Source organism: Pedobacter heparinus DSM 2366, from assembly GCF_000023825.1.
GTDB classification, from domain to species: domain Bacteria; phylum Bacteroidota; class Bacteroidia; order Sphingobacteriales; family Sphingobacteriaceae; genus Pedobacter; species Pedobacter heparinus.
The window spans coordinates 3,183,867-3,202,483 of the sequence record NC_013061.1; the positions used below are offsets into that span (position 1 = coordinate 3,183,867).

Below are 18,617 nucleotides of genomic sequence, written 5' to 3' on the forward strand. Positions count from 1 at the left end.
ATTATAAAAAGTCGGGGTTCTGTGTCCATACGTTCCTCATGATATCCATTTGCCCCAATGGGATTGGGAAAAGATAAGATTTGAACTTACGTTTTGTTCCTTTGGCATCATAAGGAACCAGAGGGATCACCTGGGCGGCAATTTTCCAGCGGATCAGGTCGTTATAACGCAATCCCTCAAAAGCAAGCTCTACCCTTCTCTCGTTTCTGATGATCTCCCTGGTAAGGGCAGGTTTAGCCGGCATGTTTACACCCTGCCTTCCCCGAACGTCGTTTAAGGCTTTTAAGGCCCTGAGATCGGCACCCTGACCGCTTTCGAACATGGCTTCGGCATACATCAATAACAGATCGGCATAACGGATCTTGACCATGTGCTGATCACTCAGGGTTGCTCCGGATGCATTGTTTATGGCTGTATTTACCCATTTTTTGAAGGCCATGGTGGTATAGGGGATCTGTCCTTCGGCTGTACTGCCTGTTTGTTTAAAACCTCCAGGATTGTAAGCCCATGGATCATTGGCTTCAAAAATGGTCATCTTTCTGCGCGGATCGTTAGGCTCATAAGCATTTCTGAGTTCAACGGTTGGAAATACTGACATCCTGCCACCAATTACCTGGTCCAGAGAGTGGTAATCATCTGGGGCCTTAAACTGTACAGAGAACATGATCTCTTTATTGTTGGCCTGGTTTCCAAAAAATATCCCTGAATAACTGTCCGCTAGCTGGAATGGATTGGCTGGATCACCGATCAGGCTCCAGGCTGCAGTTGCGGCCTCACCAAAACGTTCGTTATTTAGCAATACCCGGGTTTTTAAAGCTATTGCTGATCCTTTTACTGCACGTCCGTCTGTATAAGCTGTAGCCGGTAAGTAAGAAATGGCCAGGTCCAGATCTTTCAGTATCTGTGTTACCACATCTGCTTTTGGCGATCTCGGAGTATTTTTAAAATCATCATCCAGGCTGGCAGGCTTTAAAATGAGTGGCAGGTCGCCATATAGCTGAGCGAGATCGTTATAATAGAAAGCCCTCAGAAACAATGCTTCGCCCTTCATTCTGTTGCGTGTAGCCTCTGCCATTGATGGTACCCGGTCAATATTGGCCATAAAATAATTGCAGTAAGCAATTCCCTGAAAACCGAAGGTGAACGACTTACTCACTATACCGGTTGTGGCCGAGTTGTGGTCGCCCCGCATTACAATATCAAATGATTCATAATTTGATGTATTGGAGGCATTGTCAGACAGTGCTTCCCAAAACAGGAAGTTACCGCTCTGACTGGGACCATTTGAAATAATCGGTTCTTTCAGCTTGCTGTAACAGGCAATCAGTGCCTTATTGGCTTCTCCTTCTGTTTTCCAGAAATTTGCGGTATTCGGATTGGAGAGCGGATCAGTATCTAAGGTCTTCTTGCAGGAAAGCACTAAAGTGCCCAGCATCAGAAGAACCATTGTTTTTACATATATCTTTTTCATGATAACAATGATTAAAGGGTTACTTTAAGGCCAAATGAATAAATTTTGGCCTGAGGATAAATGGCGGCCCTGCCATTGGCAGCGGCACGCTCCGGATCAATTCCCTTGAAGAAATTAGTAAAAGTAAGCAGGTTATCGCCCGAAACATATAGCCTTAGCCCCTGCACCTTAATTTTACTTAACACTTTGCTGGAGAAAGTATAACCCAGCTGCAGGTTTTTTAACCTAAGGTAGGAAGCATCCTGTAACCACCAGTCAGATACCTGCGTATTTGGCCCGTAATTCTCATTAAAGATATGTGGTATGGTATTAGAAGTACCCTCGCCATCCCAGGCATCCCTCCAGAAAGTAGGTGGTGGACTGGCCTGTCTGAAAGGCGCAATTCCCCATTCTTTGATATAGATCTTACGGCCTTGTACCCCCTGCATGAATAAACTCAAGTCAAAGTTTTTATAATCTGCATTAAAAGTAAAACCATAGTTGAACTTAGGAAAAGCACCACCAACCACTATGCGGTCGTCTGTAGTAATTTTACCATCAGGTACACCATTAGGCCCGCTCACGTCCTTATACTTCATGTCACCCGGTTTTGGGGTTACCAAAGGGGTAGGTCCGTTAGTGATCTCGGCCTGGTTTTGATAAATGCCATCAAACACATACATATAATAAGAATTATAGGGCAGCCCTTCCTGTCTGATATACCCGTTTCCATTGTCTATTTCACGGGAACCAAATTTGACCAGTTTATTTTTGTAGGTCTCAAAATTACCCTGCACTTTGTAGTGGAAATTGTTGCTCTTGTTCTCATAGCCCAATGAGAGTTCTAGGCCTCTATTGTTCATTTCGCCAAGGTTTACCGTTGGCCCTGCAATACCAATAAAATCCGGCACCTGCAATGACCTTAAAATATTGGTAGTGTTTTTGGAATACCAGTCTACACTCCCGAATACCCTGGAATTGAACAAACTGAAATCGAGACCAATATCAGTTACAGTGGTCGTTTCCCAGGTAATATCCCTGTTGATGAGGTCGGTCTGTGTTACCCCCTGCTGCAGTGCACCCCCAATACTATACGACACAGGGTTCAGCACATCCTGATATGGATAAGGCATCGATTCGCCTGAAAGTGTACGGTTGACATTTTGGTTACCCACCTGGCCCCATGATACACGGGCTTTCAGGTCGCTAATCCAATCTACAGATTTCATAAAATCTTCCTGCTTTATTCTCCATCCTGCTGAAGCCGAAGGGAAGAATCCCCATTTATTGCCTGTAGGAAAACGTGAAGAACCATCGTAACGGAAATTACCTTCCAGCAGATATTTCTCTTTGTAGTTGTAGTTTACCCTTCCAAAAAGCGACTGTAATGCCCATTGATAGGCAAAGCCCTCAGCAAGTGGCCCGCCTGGCGAATAACCACTCAGCTCCAGGATATTATCTGCCGGTGCGTTTCTTCTAAAGCCCTGTATGCGGTCGTAACGGAAAGTTTCCTGACTTGCACCCAGCAATGCCGAGAAATTGTGTACCTCATTAAAGGTCTTCGTATAATTCAATGTTCCGAACAAAGTGTATTGTACATCCTTTTCGTTGCGAACGGTCAGGTTGTTCTCGCCTACTGTTCCATTCCATTGGGTATTAAACGCATATTGTCCACCAGCATCGGGCAGGAACAGGTATCCGGGTACACCAACCACATGTACTTTGCTCTGCATATCATTGTATTTTACCGCGCCTTTGATCTCGCCTTTCAGGCCCGGTAAAATGTCTACATTCAAAAATGCAGATGCCAGCGTGTAATAGTTTTTGATGTACCTGCCACCGTTTTCGGCCATAGCCACGGGATTTTTATTCCCTCCTTCCTGGATCAACGCCTTTGCAGCATACCTTCCACTGCCATCAGGCAATTTAGGGGTAAAAGTTGGATGCGCAGCAAGGGCACTCAGTATCTGATCTTCTGTTGAATTGCCATCAAAATTTCCATTTAAAGCCGTTTCGTTCCTATCGCCTTTTGAAAAGGCCAGGTTGGTTCCAAAAGTAACCTTGTTGTTCAGGCTGGTTTTGAAGTTGAACTGTGCATCATATCTTTTGTAACCTGTGGCAATGAGGATACCATCCTGGTCAAGATAACCCGCACCGAAATTATAGGTGGTACCTTCTTTACCTCCGTTAACACTCAGGTAATGCTGTTGCATGGGTGCGGTGCGGAAAATGGCATTCATCCAGTCGTAGCTTGGATATTGTGCCGGATTGGTTAAGGCACCCTGACGGTATGCCTCAATCTCTTCAGGTTTATAAATCTGGTTGGCACTGGTGTTGGTATGTGCAATGGCCTTGTTCAGCAATTCCATGAACTCTACTGAATTGGTAATCCTGTCGTACATAGAAGTGGCACGCTGACTACTGAAATTGTAACTGTAATCTACATTTAGCCTTCCTGCCTTGCCAAACTTGGTGGTTACCAGGATTACCCCATTTGCCGCCCTTGATCCGTAAATGGCAGCTGAAGCTGCATCTTTCAATACGGATACACTTTCAATCTGGTTAGGGTTTACATTGTTCAGGTTTCCTTCTATCCCATCTATTAAAATAAGCGGATTATTTCCGGCAGCACTAAATGTTCCCTGGCCGCGGATGCGTATACTGGCTGCCTCGGCCCCCGGCTGTCCGGAGTTTTGGGTTACCTGCACGCCCGGCATCCTGCCCTGCAGCAATGAAGTGGTATTGGGTGCCTGCCTGGTGGTAAGCTCGGTACCAGAAACATTGCTTACCGCGCCGGTAAGGTTCACTTTCTTTTGTGTACCATAACCAACCACTACCACTTCTGTAAGCGCTTTGTCTTCCTCCTTTAACACTACATTAATGGTACTTTGGCCATTTACAGCGATTTCCTGTTGCGCAAAACCAATGAAGCTGAATACCAGGGTACCCGTTCCCTCGGGTAAGGACAAGGCATAGTTACCATTGCTATCGCTCATGGTGCCCAGGTTTGACCCTTTCAGCTTAATGCTTACACCTGGCAGCGGGCCACCGTTCTGATCGGTAACTTTTCCTTTGATGTCTACCTTTTGAACAACAGCTGCAATACCGGTAGTTTTGGGCTGTCGCCTTTCTTTAATGATCACTGTTCTGTCCTTAACCATAAACGTGAAGGGCTGATCTTCAAAACAGCGGTTCAGGACCTCTTCGAGGGTTTCGTTGTTTACCGAAAGATCTACTCTTTTTGCTTTCTTGATGTCTTCCAGATCGTAGAAGAAATCGTAACCGCTTTGTTTCCGGATCTCTTTAAACACCTGTTCCAGACTGGCATTTTTTTGTGAAAAAGTGATGCGCTGGGCTTTAGTAGCCTGTGCGAGCTGCAAAAAGACCGTGACCAATAAAATTATTGTAAATTTCATTATCAACAGAAATTTGTGTACAAAGCCTGGTGGCTTACATACTAATTGTGTGTAAAAGTTCATACATTTGGTAAGTTGGGTTAAACTAAAAATTAAAGTTTGCGGGTAATCCCAGCCATTTTTTTACCGGGAGTGTTCGCAGCACTTCCGGTTTTTATTAAGCCATTAAAAATTAAAGCTGTTTAAGGTGAGTGTGTAGTTTTTTTCTTCATGCTGTTTAAATTTGGTTAGATAATATGATTGCTTGTTTAATGATATTGCTATTTTAATACAGTTACCTTTCTTCCTTCAACGGAAAAATGAACCTTTCCGGTTGATTCCATAATTCCCAGTACCGATGAGATATTTTTTGAGCGGGACAGGTAGCCTGCAAATTTCAGGTGATCGAAATCTCCCTGATAAACGACCTCTACGTCGTACCACCTGGCCACTTTTTTCATAATACTTTTCAGGTCTTCTCCTTTAAATACAAAATCGCCGTTTTTCCAGGCCATAACAGTTTCGGTATCCACAGTTTTTACCTGGATAGCCTGGTTGCCCAGCTGACTTTGTTCGCCCGGTTTCAGCAGTTTTGAAGGGCCGTTTTTAATATTTCCTACCAGAGACACCCGCACGGAACCTTCCAAAAGGGTGGTTTTGACCTCATTTTCATCGTCATAACTATTGATGTTAAAATGCGTGCCCAATACTTCTACTTCCTGGTTTGCAGTTTTAACAATAAAGGGAATACGCCTGGCCTTACTGTCGCTTATTTTGGCAACTTCAAAATATCCTTCACCCTGGAGTGTAACACTGCGGGTATTGCTGCTGAATTTTGTAGGATAGCGCAGGGATGAAGCGGCATTTAGCCATACCCTGGTACCATCAGGCAAATTGATCTGGTACTGTCCCCCCTTTGGGGTCTCGATGGTATTGAATGCGACCTTACTGTTTTTTCCGGCAGCTTTGTCATCTACCGTATATACCAGTTGCCCATTGGCTGTTTTTTGAATGCTAAGTCCCTGCTGTCTGGCAATCTCTCCATTTTCAGCATCTGTTAAAGATATTTTAGTTCCATCTGCCAGGGTCAGAAAGGCCTTATTGCTACCAGGGGCCACATCGTTGTTTTTTAGCGTATGTTTTGTAAGGGTGGTTGTACCCTCCTCTTTTAAGCTAAATAACCCGGCCGCACCGATGAGAAAGAGGATTGCTGCTGCAATGGCCCAGCGCCATACTGTATTTTTCTTTGGATCCGTTTTACCTTCAGCTAAGGATGCCCAAACTTCTTTTTTAGAAATTTCGATGTCCGCAGCGGCCGGGGCATTCCCTTTGGATACCAGTTCCAGATACCAGCTTTCTACAATTGCTTTTTCTTTTTCAGTACAATTGCCTGCTTTGTATTTTTCCAATAATTTACCCGGGTCTTTCTGCATACCTTATGCTGTATTTTTCCTTTATATCTTTAAGACAGGAAAGCCGGGCGGATAGGGTACTTATTTTTTAAAAAAAATTATTTACAGTTTATGATTTGCCTGTTGGGGCCTTCACCTCTATTGTATCCATTGGTAAAGTTGGCACCTGATAATTCCCAGAATCAATAATTGTTTTTGGAAAAAGTTTTTTCAGGGTATTCCAATCCGTTCTTTGAAGCCCTGTTTTATAAAGATATATGGACTTGAGGTTTTTGAGCTTACTGAGCCTGGCTATGCCCTTTACACTTACTTTTGTGCCAACCAGACTTAAAGACCGGAGCTGGTCCATATGTATCAGATTTTCGAGTCCCTTGTCGGTTATCAGGGTGTAATTCAAACTTAAACGCGTTAGATTTTTGCAGTCTTTTATATTTTTCAGGCTTTCATCGGTTACTGATCTATGCTCAAATTTTAACCAGATCAACTGCGCTTTTACAGACTTTAAAGCATCCATAACACTATCAGCTGTTGAATGGGCATTGATAAAGTTTGCCATCAGGTAATTGCTGTTCTGTGCCACAGGAACGATCATTACACCTGCATTGCTTAAGTCTGTAATGTCTTTTTCATTGGCGGCATCAACTTCTTTTTCAGGAACATCTGTCAACTTGCCGGCAACAGCACCTGCCGAACCTTTTTCCAGTGCCGTTAAAACGATCTTGATGTCGTCTGGCTGTTTAAGCTCCTTTACTTTCTTATTAAACTGCGCGCCATTATTTATCCACCAGTGCAGTAAGGCAATTTCATGCTGACTAAGCTGTGGTTTTTCTTTTGGGGGCATATGCTTATCGTTACTGCCAGGCAATAGCAGGCGCCTGATCAGTTCGCTTTCATCGGCCTTTCCTTTAACAATGGTATTGCCTTCTTCGCCCCCTTTTAAAATATAGGCCTCCAGGTCTAATCGGAGTTTGCCTTTTTGCTTTTCGCTGCCATGGCAGCTGTAACACCTGTTTTTTAGCAATGGCTGGATGGCATTCTGGTAAACAAGTGCTTCCTGGATATCAGGAATCGGTGGGATGGCTGCCCCGGCACCAGTGCCCCCCTTTAAGGGGGCAGTTAAATAATCTGAGCCATGTGTTAATGAGCCACCCAAATGGCCGGTAACTGAGACCAGAACAAGAAGTATCAGGGCCATAACAACCGGGATGCTGCCATCAGCATTCACGTATTTATGGATGATCAGCAGTAAAACAGAGAGGGCTGCAACCCCTATGCCCATCCATTGGTGGTTACTGACCAGCCCGGCTTCGTAATCGCCGCTACCTGCCAGAAAATAACCTGTGATACAGGCAAACACAGCACTGATCATTCCCAGAAATAACAAGACAGTTACCGCAGGCCGCAGCTCAGCAAACTTTGGAATGCGGATAATGACCAGAAAAAGACAGGCAACCAACAGGATACCGATGGGTAAATGGACCAGTACAGGATGAAAACGGCCAAAAAATTCTAACATGATAGCTACAGGGATTAAGATTGGTACCGCTTTCTTAGTAAATTCATCATGTACACATTAATGGCCCACTGGTCTGCCACAGGCTGGCGTGTATAAGGTAAGGTGGGCATATAATCTGCCGGGCCGAACTCTGTTAAGATCGTCATGCGCTCTCCGTTCCGCTTTTTCCGCTCCACAACTTTGTCCCACCAGGCCAGATGTGCTTTGACTGCATTTTCCCATTCAGGTGCCCGCGGATCATTTACCTGCGGCCCTTCGGGATGTCCGATCCTGGAGTGGATGTGCGCTACCCTGCCCAATAAAAAATCTATGGTTTCCTGCTGGTCGGCCAACAGGCTTTCATGTACATTGCACCAATGGGAGATGTCGAGCGTAAGACGGAGTTCAGGGCTTTTCTCTGCAAAATTTCTGGCAACAGTGGTGGCAAACAACATCCTGCCACGATGGGTTTCATGGTAAACAGGGATGCCGGTTGCTTTTGTTTTTGCAGTGGTGTAATCTATGAAAGGTTTATTTTGTTCGTATGTAAAATAATCTTTTCCGGAATGGCAGTTTACATACAGCGGTTTTTGATGGGGATTTGCGCAAATGGCATCCAGGTTTTTCTTAAAGCGTTCTAAATGCTCGGCTGCAAGGGGATGGTTTCCTCCTGCGCATAAAAAGCCGATCTGCAGGCCATGTTTTTTTACTGCCTCAAATAGTTCTTTCTGACTTTCCGGCTGATCGCCGGGCCACCAGACTTCAATGCCATCATAGCCTTCTTTTTTTGCCGCAGCACAAAATGCTTCGCGGTTACCTGCAAAGCCCCAGTCTGTTTGCATAAATAAAAGCTCAAATCCTTTCCTGGCCGTGACTTTTGGTGTGGTGCCCTTTGCAAATTCTTCCAATGGCCTTAACAGTGCTGCAGTAGTAAGGCCCGCAGTTTTTTTTATAAAATTTCTTCTTGTTGGAGACATAAATCAGATTTTTATGCAATGATTTCCTGGATAACTTTTCCGCCTACATCGGTTAGCCGGAAGGGTCGCCCCTGAAAAGGATAGGTAAATTGTTCGTGGTTAAAGCCCAGCTGGTTCAGGATGGTGGCCTGAATGTCAAAGGCATCCACTTTACCGCTTATGGCACTATAGCCAATTTCATCTGTTTCTCCGTGGGTAAAACCTTTTTTGATACCCCCGCCAGCCATCCATATGGTAAATGCCTCGGTGTGGTGGTCCCTGCCTTTAAAAGGATTTTGCGCACCATTTCTGTTTTCCATCATTGGGGTACGCCCAAACTCTCCACCCCAAACCACCAGTGTTTCTTCCAGCAGCCCCCTTTGTTTCAGGTCTAACAACAGCGCTGTAATGGGCTTATCAATGCTCCTGCATTTGTTTTTTAACCCGATATTTAAGGAATTTTTGGGGCTGTCACCATGGGCATCCCATCCCCAGTCAAAAAGCTGTACATACCGGACACCCTTTTCCACCAGTTTCCTTGCCAGCAACACATTGTTGGCAAAACAGGCTTCACCTGGGCGGGTACCATACATTTCATGGATATAGGCTGGTTCCTCATTGATGTTCATCACTTCCGGTGCAGAGATCTGCATCCGGTAAGCCATTTCATACTGTGCTATACGTGACAAAATCTCCGGGTCGTTATATTCCTGATATTGTTGTTCGTTTGCTTCATTTATAGCCTGGATAGAGGCTTTGCGCAAATCCCTGCTCATTCCGTCGGGGTCTTTGATAAACAATACGGGATCGCCCTCACTGCGGCACTGCACCCCCTGGTATACTGAGGGCAGAAAACCGCTGCCCCAAACACTTTTGCCGGCATCCGGGAAACTGCCTCCGCTGGTCAATACCACATAGCCTGGCAAATTCTGATTCTCGGTACCCAATCCATAAGTTACCCAGCTGCCCATACTGGGCCTTCCCAGGCGGGGGCTTCCGGTATGTACCAGTAATTGTGCCGGCGCATGGTTAAACTGATCTGTTTTCACTGCTTTAAGAAAGCTCACTTCGTCTACCAGGGTAGAAAAATGCGGCAGGTTTTCACTGACCAATGCAGCACTTTGCCCGTACTTTGCAAAACTGGCCTGTGGGCCCAGCATTTTAGGTACCCCGGTAATAAAGGCAAACTTTTTTCCGGCCAGTAAAGAAGGCGGACAATCCTGCCCGTCCATTTTCATCAGCTCTGGCTTATAATCGAAAAGTTCAAGTTGCGAAGGAGCTCCTGCCATATGGAGGTAAATTACACTTTTGGCCTTTCCTGGAAAAGGTGGCGATTTGGGCAGTAAGGGATGGGCAGGGTCATAGGCAATCTTTGCCGGGTTGCCAGAAAATAAATTGCCACAGCTGCCCAGTAAGGAACCCATGGCCAGCGCCCCGAGGCCCATGGCACTTTCTTTTAAAAAATGCCTTCTGGTTAAACCACTCAGCTGTGCTTCCCGAGCCTCCTTAACCAAGCGATATGCATTTAATTCATCTCTGGTCATGTCTTTAATTTTTGGTTACTACCTCGTCTAAATTTAACATTGCATTGGCCACCAGTACCAGGGCCGCATCTTCGGGCCTTACCGGTTTCTGTTTATCTCCCATAAATGCGGATGCACTGGCAGCATCTTTTTTAAAGGCCAGCAAGGCCTTGTCATACAATGCTTCAAAAATCTTTAGTCTGTTTTGCGGAATGGGCTTGTAAAGCATCATAGAATAGCCTTTTGCGATTTTAAGGGATGCATTTTTTTCGCCTGTGTGCTGCATCCGGACAACAAAATGCCTGGCCATATCTACATATGCAGAATCGTTTAAGGTTACCAACGCCTGTAAAGGTGTGTTGGTCCTTATCCGCCGCGGACTGCAGGCCACACGGGATGCCGCATCAAAGGCGATGGCTGATGGATATGGGGCCGTTCTTTTCCAGTAGGTATAAATGCCCCGGCGGTATTGGTCGCTGCCCTCACTTTTTTTCCATTTAGCACGGTTATACGGCGAAAACCAGATTCCTTCCGGCTGCCATGGCATCACCGGGGGGCCATACATTTTTGGGCTCAATACCCCGCTGATCGTTAAACATTGGTCCCTGATCTGCTCGGCACTCAACCTTACCCTTGGGGCCCTTGCATAATACTTGTTAAACAGGTCTTTTTCTTTTAATTCGTCTGATACTTTAGAATCCTGGCGGTAGGTGGCGGCCATCACCAGTTGTTTTAACATCTTTTTTATGCTCCAGTTGTACTTGTACATCAATTGCCAGGCCATATAATCCAGCAGTTCCTGGTGGGTGGGCGCCATGCCCTGGGTGCCCATATCTTCTAAGGTTTCGACCAGGCCGGTACCATACAATTGTTCCCAAAGTCGGTTTACCATTGTTCTTGACACCAGAGGATTGCGCTTGTCTGTCAGCCACATGGCCAGTCCTGTACGGTTTGCAGGGGCATTTTCTGGCATGGCGTAAGCCAGGGCAGCAGGTACACCCACCTGCACGGTTTTTCCTTTTGCAGTCCAGGCCCCACGTTCAAATACATAGTTTTGCCTTTGCATGGCCGCAGGATTTTCGATCATTACAGGAGTGGTAGGTACACGGGCATTTAACAGGTCGTCAAAAGTCTTTTTATAAGCTGCATACCCAGGTTTCCCTTTCCCTGGAAATGGGGCGGAGAAATGGAACCAGTCAAAAAAGACGACCAGTTCTTCGGGATTGCCCAGTGTTGGGTTGGCATACCTGATATACACGTCGTGTATCCCCTTCTGCTTTTTAAAGCCTGCATAGGCATTTCGGTATGCAGCAGTTGTGTCTAATGACAATGAAGTGAGGAGCGGACCATCAGGTGCATCAATGTGCAGGCTTATCCTGCCACCGGGCTCAGGAGATTTATACCTGAAGATGAGCTGCGCGGCCCCGTCCAGGTCTACATGTTTTAGCCGTGCTATGGCATTGTTCCGGAAGTACAGGGCAATGTTGTTGTTACCGATCACAGCATCCTGCAGGTTATCGGCGGTGGTAGAGTTGATAGCGGGCTGCCCGGTTTTCAGGAACAGCCTGATCTTTTTTGCTTCCTGCGCTGAGGACACCGTTTTTACCCAGCTGGTCAGTTTATTGAGCTCCTTGGTAAGCGAATCATCAAACTGCTTCAGCAATGGATATTCGGCAATCACATCCTCATCACGGGTATTGTTAAAATACGACATGAACTTGTAATATTCATCGTGCTTAAAGGGATCGTAAGGATGGCTATGGCATTGCACACAGGAAAAAGTAGTACTCATCAACCCCTCCCAGGTGGCATTTACCCGGTCTAGTACGGCAGCTGTTCTAAATTCTTCATTATTGGTACCGCCTTCATCATTGGTTGGTGTGTTCCGGCTAAAGGCAGTGGCAATATACTGGGCATCTGTAGGGTCCGGCATCAGGTCGCCGGCAATCTGCTCAGTGATAAATTGATTGTAGGGCATATCTTTATTAAAGGCCCTGATTACCCAATCACGATAGGCCCAGATATTTCTGTTGGGATCCGATTCATAGCCTTTGGTATCTGCATATCTGGCAATATCCAGCCACATGGAAGCCCAGCGTTCGCCATAATGCGGGGAGGCCAGTAAGGAATCTACCAGTACCTCATATGCTTTGGTCTCATCTTTACTGTTTAAATAATCCTGTGCCAGTTTTTCTGAGGGGTATATACCAATCAGGTCCAGGCTTACACGTCTGAGCAATGTGGCCCGGTCTGCCTGGGGGGAAGGTTTAAGATGTTTTTCTTCCAGTTTGGCATAGATAAATTTATCCAGATCGTTGCGCAGCCATTCATTGTTTACTTCCGGCACTTCTGCAGGCTTTACAGGCAGGTAAGCCCAATGGTCGCCCCATTTTGCGCCCTGTTTCACCCAGGCAGTTAAGATGTCTATCTCGGAGGCATCAAGTGCCGGATGTTTATAAGGCATCCTTTCCTCCGGATCATCAGACTTCAGGCGTTTGATGAACTCGCTTTGTTCGGGATGGCCGGGAATAATTGCAGGCTTTCCACTTTTGGTATTGCCCAGGGCCTCAGCTCTGAACAGGACACTGAACCCAGCCTGCTGCTTTACCCCGCCATGACAGGAAATACACTTCTTATTGAGGATTGGTTTTACATCTGCATTAAAATCTATCTGTTTTTCAGCAGTAAACAAAGAAAAAAGGATAAGGGCTGCTGTTATGATAAAAACCGATGCAATAAATATTTTTTTCTGAGACGTCATATGGCGTGGTGTGTGTTTTTCTTAAAACAATCTAAGCAAAATAGCAGTCCTGACAATGTATAAAATTACTTAAAAGATGTACTATCTTACGATGGGCTACATTGAAATTCTCCATAAGCTTAAGTTCCTATTTCGGTAGCCATTGCCGGGTCGCTGATCCCCGGTTTTCCGGTTTCTATCCTTCCTGCCAGCCGGTAATGAAAGGCGTTTGAAGTGTTCAGGCTAAAGTCGTACCAGTTGGAACTTTTTAGCAGTTCCCATTTCAACTTCTTCCTGGTACCCGCCTTGCATACCATGTTTTGTGTGGGATAGCCATAGGCATTTGAAGCTACAGCAATTTCTATAGCTGATTTTCCGGGGTTGAATATATGGAGGATGAGGCTACCTTTACTGTGGTCATACTCCAGATCTGTTAAAGGTTCTTCCTGAGCCAGATTTCCGGAGAATTTATGGAAGTATCCGTTTGGACCAAATACCTCAAGGTCATAAATGTCTGATTTGACATTCCATTCATCCTGTAAAAATTTACCTGCCTCAACTGTATATCTTCTGGGGATCTGGGCAAGGTTCTTGAGGTCATAAACATGGAAAACCACACCTGCAGTGCCATTGTTCTTAAACAGGAGCTGTACTTTCTTATCGGCTTTCAAGGGCTTTAAGGTCGTATTCAGCCGGTATGGCAAAGCTCTTGAATACCGGCTTCCTTTTTCCTGGTACAGGCGGGAAGGTGATTCAGGTGGGGTAGCGCGGGGTAATTTTTTTGAAGCCTCATCCAGCGCTGCATAATTGGCTGTTTCCGGCATCTTTGGAAAAACCGGATCATTAGGCCTATCAAAGTCAAAAGCTGAAGTAAGGTCGCTGCTTACGGCCCGATGCCATGGGCTTATTGCAGGAATGGTTAGCCCAAACCGTTTTTCGATGAACTGACCTACAGAAGTATGGTCTGCAACTTCGGAGTTCACCCATCCCCCTTTGCTCCATGGCGATATGATATACAGCGGCACGCGTGGCCCCATGCCCCATGGGCGCAGGTTTCCGCTGATGGTATCTCTTTTATCCTGGAAGGAGCGGGTTTTAACTTCCGGAACCGGTGCTCCGGGTTTAGGCGGGTACGCCGGAATAGGAACACGCCCGGTTCCTGCTTCGTTATTAAAATACATGCCGGCCACATCAATGGTAGATTTTCCGGCCAGTGTGTTGTCGAAGTTATAGGAAGGGACTGCCGGCGCTGGGATATGGTCGAAAAGTCCGTCATTTTCGTCAAAGGTCAGGAAGAAAACAGTTTTGCTCCAAACTTCAGGATTGGCAGTTAGTGCTTTAAGCACCTCATGGGTAAAATCAGAGCCCCTGTAAGGACTGGATGGAGCGCCGGGATGTTCAGAGTTTTTCTGCGAGGGAAGCACCCAGCTCACTGCCGGAAGTGTATTGTTTTTAACCTGTGTTTTAAGATCGTCAAGCGACCAGTGTTTCATTCCATTCTCATAAACCGGTGATCCCGGTTTTGCATTCCGGAAACTCTCGAAGGCCAAACCACCGTGCATGGCACCCTCCCAGTTATCATTGGGGTCTTGATAAATCCTCCAGCTTATCCCAGCTTCCTGAAGAACATCAGGAATTGTAGGCCATTTAAATGCGTTCCCCCGGTAAACATAACCCGGATCGGGCAGACCGCCCTTAACCCAGCAGCGAAGGTTGGAAGGTTCGGAATCCTCTTCCGTACAATTGATTCCTGCAGCCCTTTTTTCAGGGTTAAAGTTTGATCCGGACCAGAACATGATGCGGTTCGGATCGGTACCGGTGGCCACAGAACAATGGTGTGCATCGGAAATGGTAAATGCCTCGGCCAGTGCATATTGAAAGGGGATTTCCTCCCTGGTATAATAGGCCATGGAAAAAGGAGTTTTGAACTTAGGCCAGAACCCATATTTACCCTGGTTCCAGGCAGCCTGCATATCGGGAAAATCGTGTGGTGTTCCACTGATCAGCGCCGCATTACTTGTTTTTTTACTGGCATGATAAGGTGGGATGACCTGCCTCCCATCAGATTGAAAAAAAACGCGCTGTCCGCTTTCCAGAGGAATGGGAAACCGGTCGCCAAAGCCCCTCACTCCACGCATGGTGCCAAAATAATGATCAAATGAACGGTTTTCCTGCATCAGGATAACAATGTGCTCAACATCTTTAATTGACCTTGTTTTGTTGTGGGCTTTTACGGCAAGAGCTTCTTCAAGCCAGCTGGCCCAAATGGCACTGGCCAATCCAGCACCTGCGGAGAGTTTTATAAATTTTCTTCTGTTGATCTTGGACATTGCTGTAATATCTTTTAATTATTTATTAAAAACTTATCAATTGCCAAACGAGGACCAATAGCAATAATCCAATTAAAACATATGCTATCAAAAAAAAACGTTTGTTTTCTAAAAAGTTCATATTATGCTTAGGGGAAAACAGAATATATCTATACTAATTTAAAGGAATTATCTTATACTGGTAGCTATAGTTCTGGTAAGGCAACAAATATTGTTTTAGCGGCAATTCGCCCCAGCTGTTTACACTTCCAACACCCATTTGTTTAAAATCGATATTCAGTTGTGTCTCTTTTCTTGGTTTAAGTTCTCCTGAATGGCGCTGGTGCTTTTCCTCACCATCATCAAGATCTTCAGTATAAAAATGTAAAGCGCTTGTAGTTAAGGGCACTGCTGCCTCAACCCTGATCCCTTTTCCTTGTTCATTTTTAAGTTCAAGCCACCTGACATCGGTTTTGGTTCCGGTTTCCTGAGGCCTGGTGTAGGCATTAAATTGTGCCTTTACGGATTGGTGATAAATACCAATCAATGCAGCCGTATAACGATCCTGATAGTTTTCAAACGGTCCTCTTCCATAATAATCTAAATTTTCAAAACCAGGGGGAAGAATCATTTTCATACCAAATTTAAACAGCATCGGGCCTGTTTTTTGTGTGGTATCGGCTGTTAAGTCCTGCTTTACCAGTATTTCTCCGGTGGCATTAATTTGATAGCTGATGTTCAGTTTAGCCATAACCTCGGCCAGGTTGTAGCTGGCTTTTACGGTAACTATGTTGTTGTTTTGGTTGACATCAAAAGCCGTTAACTGCATATTTTTCATGGCAATTTTCCAATCTTTAAGCGTTTTCTGCAAATTGGCGCCCATGTCGTTATCGGTTGGTGCACGCCAGAAATCAGGTTCGAGGGTTGTTGCTGTTGCCAGGTAATTTACTCCATTTACGGCATACTGGCTCAGCAGGCCTGTTTTTTTATTAAACCTGAGTGCGGCATTCGCAGAAGAAACTGATAGGGCGTCTGCTTCTTTTGTGTAGTTTAGCTTTTCGGTTCCACGTACCTGCACTGCCTGCAGCTGGCCGCCTGAAACCGGCAATTGTTCCCAGGCCAGGATATGGGCAGCCGGAACAAGGTTTTTAGCCCGCTTTGTTAGATAAGTCAGGTTTAAAAAAACTTCCCCTGTTTGCATCTGCAGTGGCAGGGCAATGGTCTCTTTTTTTTGCGGCAGCACATGAAGTGATGCTACTTCGCCGTTTTGGACGATTTTCCCATCTGCCATTAATTCCCATTTTAAGGTTACATCAGCTAAATCAGTAAAAAAGCGTTCGTTATAAATTTCAACTTTGTTGTTCCCCATCCAGGTACTGTGAATGTCCTGATAAACTTTTTTCATTTCCCAGGCCTCAGGATCGGGTTTTCTGTTGGATTGGAACACGCCATCGCTCATTGAATTGTTATCGCTTGGCGCTGTTGGCGGCCCGTAATCTCCTCCATAGGTATAGATCGTATCACCTTGTGCCGTGATTTTAAGCAGGCCCTGGTCTACAAAATCCCAAATGAAACCACCCTGAAAAGCATGAGGGTTGCCTCTGATCAGATCCCAATAATCTTTAAAATTACCCAACGAATTTCCCATAGAATGGGCATATTCGCACATAATGAAAGGTTTTGCAGGATGAGGTGTACTTTTTGCATAGGCCAGCATGTTGTCTGGCTCTGGGTACATGGGGTTAATGATGTCGGTATTCCAATCGGTAATGTACCTGGTATAATCGATAATGGCGCCTTCGTATTGCACCAGCCGGGTGGTATCCCGTTGTTTCAGCCACTGTCTGGTTTCATAAAAATTATAGCCTGCCCCTGCTTCATTGCCCAGGCTCCATATGACAATTGAAGGATGGTTCTTATCACGCTCAACTGCTCTTTTTAAGCGAAGCATATGGGCATCGCGCCAGGATGGAACATTACCCAGCCCTTTTGTAAGGTTGAATTCATGGTATGCCAGCGGGCCCACGCCATGTGATTCTATATTGGCTTCTGCCACCATGTAAATGCCATATTCATCACAGAGTTCGTACCAATACGGGTCATTCGGGTAATGGCTTGTTCTTACTGCATTGATATTAAATTTTTTCATCAGCCTGATGTCCTGCAACATAATTTCTTTCGAGATCGTTTGCCCGGAAACCGGGTCTATTTCGTGCCGGTTTACCCCTTTGATCAGAATTGGCTTTCCATTTACCAATAACAGCCCATTCTTCATTTCTACCTTTCTAAAGCCTACCTTCTGTGAAATAACTTCGGTAATTTTGCCTGACCGGTCCAATAATTTGAAGGTTGCCTGGTATAGATATGGATTTTCTGCATTCCATAATATGGGATCGTTTACGCTCACATCAATTGCCCTGTTGCGCTTACCATCAAAGGCAATATTTTTTTTGGCCACTATTTTTTCGCCATCACGCAATTCGAAAAGTGCAGTAACCTTTGCCGGTGTACTGAGTGAAACTTTAACATGCAGCAATCCGTTCTGATAGGCTGCATCTAAATCCGGCATAATTTCAATGTCTGCTAAATGGATGGTGTTCCTGGCCAGCAGGTAACAATCGCGGACAATACCACTTACCCGCCACATGTCCTGATCTTCTAAGTAAGTACCGTCGCTCCAGCGCATTACTTTAAGCACAATTAAATTTTGGCCCTGTTTTACCAATTTGGTGATGTCAAATTCTGAAGGTAGTTTTCCATCTTCGCCATAGCCGGAATATTTTCCGTTCACCCAAATCTGGATGTTCGATTTTGCTGCGCCAATGTGTAAGATAACTTGCTTTCCGGCAAAGTCTTTACCGATTTCAATTTGCCTGCGGTAAACGCCCGTGGGGTTAAAATCCATTGGTACCAGTGGAGGATTGGGTTTCATCCGGTCACGAAATTCATTCGGATAGTTTACAAAAATTGGATATCCATAGCCATTTACTTCCCAGGTGGCCGGAATTTTAAACACATCCCAATCCTGGTCTTTAAAATTAAGGGCATAATAATTTTCCGGTAAGGCGGCAGGACAATCAACAAACTTAAATTTCCAGGCGCCATTTAAATTAATGTAATTTTTTGATTTTTTCCAGTCACCCAATTTGGCCACTGCTTCGTTTTCATAAACAAAGTAAGCGGCATGCATAGGCAGCCTGTTTTCTTCACTGTTTTTTTCATCAAGCCAGGGTGCTTTCTGGGCAACAGCAAGCTGGACAAAGCCAAATAGCCACAAGAATAAAAATGCAACATAGGTTTTGAGGTTCTTCATTCTAAAATAATGCTAAGTGAATTT

Annotated in this window: 9 protein-coding genes; all 9 read right to left on the reverse strand. The window is 45.3% G+C overall.

Annotated features, from left to right (window positions below):
* Position 1: 1 nt before the first annotated feature.
* Positions 2-1,471 carry a RagB/SusD family nutrient uptake outer membrane protein gene (locus PHEP_RS13415; protein WP_015808521.1) on the reverse strand — a complete coding sequence of 490 codons (1,470 nt, stop codon included), beginning with the start codon at positions 1,469-1,471 and terminating at the stop codon, positions 2-4.
* A gap of 11 nt (positions 1,472-1,482) precedes the next feature.
* Positions 1,483-4,866 carry a TonB-dependent receptor gene (locus PHEP_RS13420; RefSeq protein ID WP_015808522.1) on the reverse strand — a complete coding sequence of 1,128 codons (3,384 nt, stop codon included), beginning with the start codon at positions 4,864-4,866 and terminating at the stop codon, positions 1,483-1,485.
* Positions 4,867-5,126: 260 nt separating this feature from the next.
* On the reverse strand, positions 5,127-6,278 hold the full coding sequence (locus PHEP_RS13425; RefSeq protein WP_015808523.1) for a FecR family protein: 1,152 nt from the start codon (positions 6,276-6,278) through the stop codon (positions 5,127-5,129).
* An 88-nt stretch (positions 6,279-6,366) separates the two neighbouring features.
* The gene (locus PHEP_RS13430) at positions 6,367-7,773 is read right to left on the reverse strand and encodes a c-type cytochrome domain-containing protein (protein ID WP_015808524.1); all 1,407 of its coding nucleotides are present in this window, start codon (positions 7,771-7,773) and stop codon (positions 6,367-6,369) included.
* A 14-nt stretch (positions 7,774-7,787) separates the two neighbouring features.
* Positions 7,788-8,729 (reverse strand): sugar phosphate isomerase/epimerase family protein, encoded by a 942-nt coding sequence (locus tag PHEP_RS13435; protein WP_015808525.1) that lies wholly within the window; start codon positions 8,727-8,729, stop codon positions 7,788-7,790.
* Positions 8,730-8,740: 11 nt separating this feature from the next.
* Positions 8,741-10,252 carry a DUF1501 domain-containing protein gene (locus PHEP_RS13440; RefSeq protein ID WP_015808526.1) on the reverse strand — a complete coding sequence of 504 codons (1,512 nt, stop codon included), beginning with the start codon at positions 10,250-10,252 and terminating at the stop codon, positions 8,741-8,743.
* A 4-nt stretch (positions 10,253-10,256) separates the two neighbouring features.
* A complete protein-coding gene (locus PHEP_RS13445) occupies positions 10,257-12,992 on the reverse strand; it encodes a DUF1553 domain-containing protein (RefSeq protein ID WP_015808527.1) in 2,736 nt (911 codons plus the stop codon).
* A gap of 119 nt (positions 12,993-13,111) precedes the next feature.
* Positions 13,112-15,301: a phosphocholine-specific phospholipase C gene (locus tag PHEP_RS13450; protein ID WP_015808528.1), complete on the reverse strand. Its 2,190-nt coding sequence runs from the start codon at positions 15,299-15,301 to the stop codon at positions 13,112-13,114.
* 154 nt (positions 15,302-15,455) lie between these two features.
* On the reverse strand, positions 15,456-18,593 hold the full coding sequence (gene lacZ, locus PHEP_RS13455; protein ID WP_015808529.1) for a beta-galactosidase, LacZ type: 3,138 nt from the start codon (positions 18,591-18,593) through the stop codon (positions 15,456-15,458).
* Positions 18,594-18,617 lie beyond the last annotated feature (24 nt).